Source organism: Rothia sp. (in: high G+C Gram-positive bacteria), assembly GCF_015265375.1.
Taxonomy (GTDB): Bacteria; Actinomycetota; Actinomycetes; order Actinomycetales; family Micrococcaceae; genus Rothia.
Genome location: NZ_JABZXW010000081.1, coordinates 1 through 6,797 on the forward strand (window position 1 = coordinate 1; position 6,797 = coordinate 6,797).

The following is a 6,797-nucleotide window of genomic DNA, read 5'->3' on the forward strand; positions in this document are numbered from 1 at the left end:
GGCCACGGGTGGTTTGCCCTAATGCCGCGGAATAACTATGTGGGTTGTATCGGTGAGTCCTCCAGCTGGCATGACGCAGTCTCAAAACCAGCACATAACCATGAGGCAGCAAACTGGTATATCAGCTCATGGGCTAGCGACTGCACCTTTACAGGAGTACGCTCTGATAATCCCTACGAAGATAGTGACAAGCCAGAGGATAAATTTCCACTAGATAAGGCTCTCGCAGCACGATGGGGATTCTACCTTGAAGGAGGAGCCGGACGTCTTAATATTATTGGGGCAAATGCTTTCGACGCCTGTCATCAATCTAGTAAGCAACGTACTAGTGACCAGATAGAATTGCTGACAAACAACTGGGTCCTTCGTGTTAATAAACCACTATATAAGTATGCCAGAATTGAAGTTAATCACTACTCATATAATCTTGGAATTAAAGAGGAAGAATATCCTGATAAGAAGCTCTCCATAACCGTATAAGCGCTAAAAATAGCTGTGCCCCGCATTTATTATGCGGGGCACTATGATTACTTTTCGAATGCTCCCAGAGAGTCAGCGACTCGCAAAGCCGAAAAAGCTAAATCGTATTCTGCGAAGGTGAACCAGCTATTTTTCCCTGCCTGTGCACTGAAATGCATTCCGAATCGAACATTATAATGTTCCTTAATGTATCCTTCTTTCTCTAAAGAAGTCTTTTGGGTAATCCACAAATAAGCCTTATGCAGCTCTGAACCGTAAGGCATATTGGGCCATTCTTTATCCCAGGGGTCGTCCCATGCTTCCCTGTGATATTCAGGGACATTCACATCCGGCTTACCAGCCAAACGGTACAACATGAGTACAATCGTGGAATCACCGGCGGGGGTATCGTAATGGAAATTCCCATCGCTCCAACCCCAGGTAATACCCCGTTGGCGAGCCCACATCACCACGGGAAAACGCGGATCATCAGTCTTGATATCGCTATACGGAGACTGAGCCGGAAGATTCTTCACCTCAGGAGAACCCGACAGGCGATATAGATACTCCAAGAACTGCCCGCGAGAGATAACTGGAGATTTAATGAATAACTCGTGTTTTTGATATTCAGTAATGAGGCCAGCACACTCAGCCCAGTCGAATACAAGTTCCTTTGCTAGAGCAGTATTTGCCAGATAACGGAAAAGAGCCCTATCAGTGCAGGTTACTGCGGGTTCGTTTGGCTGCGCGATAGGTGTAGCCTGATGCGGCTTAACCGCCCCAATGGCATACGCCGGAACACTACCGCACACCATGGCGCCTGCCAGCAGTACCGTGCCGCCGGCCTGGATGGTCCGCTTCGTGGGGCGGGTGAATAATTGTCGAAGCATCATAGCTCCTTCATGAACAGAGGGGGCACAATCTTTGTGCGCCCCAGTGAGTAGAACGTTCTCAGCGTATCAAAAATCCTAACCTTCAGGTAGAGATTTAGAGAAGATGCAATGAGGTGAAAACAAAAAGAGTGTGGGGCGGGTTCCTCATCAAGGAACCCTCCCCACACTCATAACGCGTAACTCTCACGAACACGCGGAAAAAGACCGCCTAGACGCTCTCACGCGACGCATGATGCTGCAACACCGCACCCGCAGCCGCCGCATCCAGCTGAGCAGCCGCACGCGCCGCACGAGCCTTCGCCCGCGCCTGATGCTGACGCTGACGACGCAACTCATCACGCCCATCAATACGCATCTTCTTATCCACCGCATCCATCGACCAGTGACGCACAAACCGGCACGACGCACCCTCAACCGGTTGCGTAGTCTCCGTCAACGTATCCAACACAGCCTTCAACGCATGACGGCTCGCCGCCGTCAACGCATCACGACTCGTACCGCCACGAACACCCACCGTACGCTTCGGCGTGAACAACACACTCGCCCCACGGGGCACACCACGGTACGCCTCAAAAGACACCGAATCCACGCCCAGACGCTTAGCCATCACCTCAATAGCCGGCGGATTCTGATCCACACACACGAACTTACGGCCCAACTGAGCCGCCGCCGCACCCGTAGAACCAGAACCAGCGAAGAAATCCAACACCCAATCACCCGGGCGGGAACTCGCCGCAATCATACGACGCAACAGACCCGTAGGCTTCTGCGTAGGATAACCCGTCTTCTCCTTACCCGTCGGCGACACAATCGTATGCCACCACACATCCGTAGGGAGCTTACCGCGAGAAGCCTTCTCCTCAGTCACCAGGCCCGGAGCCATATACGGTTCACGATCAACCTCCGCAGTATTGAAGTAATAGCTGCGGTGATCCTTCGCATACACCAGAATATTGTCGTGCTTCGTCGGCCAGCGGCGCGTAGACTTCGCACCGTAGTCATACGCCCAAATCAGCTCATTAATGAAGTTCTCACGACCAAAAATCATGTCGCACATGATCTTCACGTAGTGCACTTCACGCCAATCCAGGTGCAGGTACAGAGTGCCGTCCTGCGCGAGCAGACGATGCGCCTGCTCAATACGCGGAGCAAGGAACGCCCAATAATCCTCGAACGAGTCGTTATAGCTCGCCAGGGTCTGCAGGGTGCTCGAATAGCTCTTGCCCTTAAAACCGGTGCGGTCACCCTTCTCAGAAGCCTCCGCGCTCAAGGTGCGGCGTGTCTGCTTCTTACCCGTATTGAACGGCGGGTCAATGTAGATGACAGTGAACGCACCATCGGGCAGCTCACGCAGATACTCCAAGTTATCTGCCTGCACCAGCAACGACGGGCCCTGCGGGTCAAAAAGCGCCGAATCCGCGGAGTTCGCCTCAACGGCAGGGGAGGGCGCGGCGGGCGCCGGGGATGCTGAAATACCCAACCCCGGCCCTAGCCTTCAGAACCAGCACGGTCAGCGCCACGGCCCATACCGCGAGAACCCTCAGAACGAGAGCCTTCACCGCGAGAACCCTCAGAACGGCGGCGGGTACGGCGGCGACCCTCACCCTCCACCGGCTGACCCTCAACACGGCGGGTACGGCGACGCTGGCGAGGCGCACGCTCAGAACGCTCGGATGCGCCCTGCTCGGTACGCTCCGCACGCTCGGCAGAACGCTCGGAACGCTCAGTGCGCTTGCGACCCTCGGAGCGGCTACGGCGCTCGCCGCGGCGCTCGCCGGAACGACCCTCGCGGCCGCCGTCACGACCACCTCGGGAACGGCGCGAACCCTTCTCGCCGTCACGACCGCCCTCACGGGAACCGTCGCGGCCACCGCGGGAACGAGCCGGACGGCCATCACGCGAGTCACGGGCGCTCTCAAAGAACTCATCGCCCATGCCCTCAGCCACACGCTCCTCGCGCGGCAGACGGCCCTTAGTGCCAGCCGGAATGTTCAGGTCGTAGAACAGGTGCTCAGAGGAAGAGTAGGTCTCAACCGGCTCGGGAACACCCAGCTCCAGGGCGTCGTTAATGACCTTCCAGCGCGGCAGGTCATCCCAGTCAACCAGGGTGATAGCGGTACCCTCATTGCCCGCACGACCGGTACGGCCAGTACGGTGCAGGTAAGTCTTCTCGTCCTCGGGCACGCGGTGGTTAATCACGTGGGTCACGTCTTCAACGTCAATACCGCGAGCCGCCACGTCGGTAGCGACCAGAATGTCGACCTTGCCGGTACGGAACGCCTTCAGCGCCTGCTCACGCGCAACCTGGTTCAGGTCACCGTGCAGGGGAGCGGCAGCGAAGCCACGGTTCACCAGCTCCTCCGCCACGCGGGCAGCGTCACGCTTGGTCTTGGTGAAGATGACGGTGCGGCCGCGGCCGGTAGCGCGCAGAATGCGGCCAATCATCTCGTCCTTGTCCAGGTGGTGCGCACGGTAGACAACCTGGCGAATCGACGCCTTGGTCTTCGAAGCGTCCTCGGGGTCAGCGGCGCTAATGCGCATGGGCTTGGTCATGTACTGGCGTGCCATCGCAATGACCGGGCCGGGCATGGTTGCGGAGAACAGCATGCTCTGGCGGTCCTCCGGCAGGTAGCTGAGGATCTTCTCAACCGACGGCTGGAAACCCAAGTCCAGCATCTCGTCAGCCTCATCGAGGACCACGATCTTAACCTGCTTCAGGTTCAGGAAGCCCTGCTGGTACAGGTCGATAATGCGGCCGGGGGTACCCACCGCAACCTCCAGGCCGCGGCGCAGCAGCTCAGCCTGGGGCTCAATCGGCACACCACCGTACAGGGTCGCGACGCGGGCGTTGCGCAGCTTCGCAGCAATCGCCAGGTCCTCACCCACCTGAATGGCAAGCTCGCGGGTCGGAACCAGAATCAGCGCCTGAGGTGCGCCGGGGTACTCCAAATCAGCCCAGCCCTCATCGTCGCGGCCGACCACACGCTGAATGGTGGGCAGACCAAAGCCGAGGGTCTTACCGGTACCGGTCTTCGCCTGACCAATGATGTCCTGGCCAGACAGAGCCACGGGAAGAGTCAGCTCCTGGATGGGGAAGGGGGAGGTAATGCCAACCGCCGCGAGGGCGTCGCTAATATCCTGGCGAACGCCGAAGTCGGCGAAGGACTTTGCAGTCTGAGTGGTTTCCTGCGTGTTCGTTTCAGTCACTGGACCGTATCTTTCTACCCCTGTTCGGGGTGTGTTTCTCCCCGAGACGGGGTGTGCCAGCCAGCGCCCCAACGGTGGAGGCGGTGACGGGCGGGCGTCGAAAGCCGGCCGCGGGAAATTCTTACACGGGAAATTCTTGCCGAGACGCCGCCTGCACACATGCTCAATACACATGATTAGTGCTCATGGTTGATTCATGATGAGGTGCAGCCTCGGGGTCTTGAAAGGGGTACGACCGGTCATTCACTTAACCCCTCAATATTAACCCGGATTTGCTTTCGACGCACCCCCGGTCGGTTGTGGTGTGCGCCCGTGATGGGCGATATACCGCCCCAAAACCGGGTATCGCAAGGTTTTTGTGCGGGCGGTTTAAAGCGCAAACCCCCGCATTCGGCACGGCGTAACCATACGGCGCATAAAGCGCACGCACACAGCGCATAAAGCGCGGCTACGCATCGTGACGGATGCGGGGGAAAGCTAAAGCTAAAGGGGGTTCAGACGGCTGAATACTTAGGCGCCGATACCGAAACCAACGTGACGCTTAGCGTCAGAACCCAGCTCAACATAGCCGATCTGAGCGCCAGAAATCAGGGTGGTGTTGCCCTTATCGTCAGTAATCTGCAGCAGGGAGCCGTCCTCAATCGCCTTAGCGACCTTCTCGGTGATAACGTCCTTGGATTCGCTGGTCTCAACAACGATTTCGCGGGCGATGTGGCGAACGCCAATCTTGATTTCCATGAGTCTCCTCGCAGAATAGTCCGGCGCCGCTAAGCGCGCGCCGGGTATGGGAACTGTCTTATCTAGCATCTACTCTAGCGTGAATGCGCCCATTAGCACCTGGAATAGGGGACGCTTCGCCGGGGGCTAATAAAATACTCCGTCAGCAGAGCGCCGCGAGAGCACCGCGTCACGCATGAAAATGCGAGCGAAAAACACAGGGAAGAGGGGAGTAGACTCTTAGGACTCCTCCACCTGAATACCGTAGAGAGTCTCCAGCGCCTGCACGTAATCCTCCGCGCGGCCCTCCGCCGCAAGCTTCTTGGCGCGCACCGTCGGGGTGTGCAGAAGAGACTTCACCATGCGGCGCATCGCCAGCTCAAACTGCTCCGTCGCCGCACCGCAACCAAACTGGTTACGTACCTTCTCCAGCTCGGAATCCAGCACATCCAGCGTGTGCGAGCGCAGGGCAACAATCGCCGAGTCAATCGTGCGGGAACGCTGACGAGACACAAACGCCGCCAGCTCAGACTCCACGATGCGCGTAGCCGTCGCAACAGATTCCTCGGTCTCTTCGGGTGCGGCAAGGCGCACCGATTCAAGGGTAATCAGCTCAACATTCGGCAGATCAGCGACCGACGGGTCAAAGTCACGCGAAAGCGCCAGGTCAAGAATCGTGTGGTGACCGGCCGGAATCTGCTCGGGAAGCAGCGGATCGGAACCGCCAGAGCAGCCAATAATCACGTCAGCCTCAGCCATCGCCTGCTCCATACCGCCCTCGGGCACCGCGAAAACATCGCGCTTCGCCGCGAACTCGGCGGCACGTCCCGAACGGGAATTGACCCAAATATCGGCGCAACCGCGCTCACGCAGAGCCGCAATGGTCGCACCCGCGTACGCACCCGTACCAAAAATCAGGGCGCGGCGGGTCGACCAATCCTTCTCGGCGACCTCATCCGCAAGATCCAGGGCAACAGACACAATGGAGCGGCCCTGGGCGCCAAGCGCCGTGTGCTGACCCACCTGGCGAGCCGTATGCGCCGCATGCTCAAAGAGCTGCACCAGCTCACCGGGAAGGGTTACTCCCTCCTCTTGCGCCTTCGTCTGCGCGGCAGCCAGCGCGCGGCGTACCTGACCGGCGATTTCGCGCTCGCCCACCACGGCAGATTCCAGGCCGGAGGCGACCGTTAGCAGGTGGCGTGCAGCCTCCTCATCCTCGAACAGGTCGAAGCTGGAGGCAACCAGCTCCTTGTCCAGGCCGGAGGTCTGCGCAATCGAATCAACAATCAGCTCACGAACCATGGGGACATGGGCAGACACGTGCAGCTGAACGTACATTTCAAGACGGTTACAGGTGGCAAGAACTACTGCACCCTTAACACCGAGCTGACGCGCTACATCTGCCGCCAGAACATCGGGTACGCCGGAGGCACCGGCGCTCAACGCAGCGACGGTGGTCAGATCAACGGTGTGGTGCGATGCCACAAATGCATAAGTACTCACTAGAGATTAATCATAACC

The 6,797-nt window shown here is 58.3% G+C and carries 5 protein-coding genes and 1 pseudogene; 1 reads left to right on the forward strand and 5 read right to left on the reverse strand.

Going from position 1 to position 6,797, the window contains the following annotated elements; translation table 11 throughout:
• A pseudogene (locus HXO69_RS08325) lies at window positions 1-480 on the forward strand (hypothetical protein); the annotation flags it as partial.
• Window positions 481-527: 47 nt separating this feature from the next.
• Here the strand turns inward: HXO69_RS08325 and HXO69_RS08330 are convergent.
• The 5 genes from HXO69_RS08330 to HXO69_RS08350 form a co-directional block, all read right to left on the reverse strand.
• Complete coding sequence (locus HXO69_RS08330; protein ID WP_296546464.1) at window positions 528-1,352, reverse strand: S-layer homology domain-containing protein; 825 nt, start codon at window positions 1,350-1,352, stop codon at window positions 528-530.
• A gap of 208 nt (window positions 1,353-1,560) precedes the next feature.
• Window positions 1,561-2,832 (reverse strand): site-specific DNA-methyltransferase, encoded by a 1,272-nt coding sequence (locus tag HXO69_RS08335; protein ID WP_296546465.1) that lies wholly within the window; start codon window positions 2,830-2,832, stop codon window positions 1,561-1,563.
• Between the two features lie 8 nt (window positions 2,833-2,840).
• The gene (locus HXO69_RS08340; protein ID WP_296546466.1) at window positions 2,841-4,559 is read right to left on the reverse strand and encodes a DEAD/DEAH box helicase; all 1,719 of its coding nucleotides are present in this window, start codon (window positions 4,557-4,559) and stop codon (window positions 2,841-2,843) included.
• Window positions 4,560-5,069: 510 nt separating this feature from the next.
• Window positions 5,070-5,297, reverse strand: coding sequence for a DUF3107 domain-containing protein (locus HXO69_RS08345; protein WP_296546467.1), 228 nt, complete (start codon window positions 5,295-5,297; stop codon window positions 5,070-5,072).
• A 219-nt stretch (window positions 5,298-5,516) separates the two neighbouring features.
• The gene (locus tag HXO69_RS08350) at window positions 5,517-6,779 is read right to left on the reverse strand and encodes a glutamyl-tRNA reductase (RefSeq protein ID WP_296546468.1); all 1,263 of its coding nucleotides are present in this window, start codon (window positions 6,777-6,779) and stop codon (window positions 5,517-5,519) included.
• Window positions 6,780-6,797 lie beyond the last annotated feature (18 nt).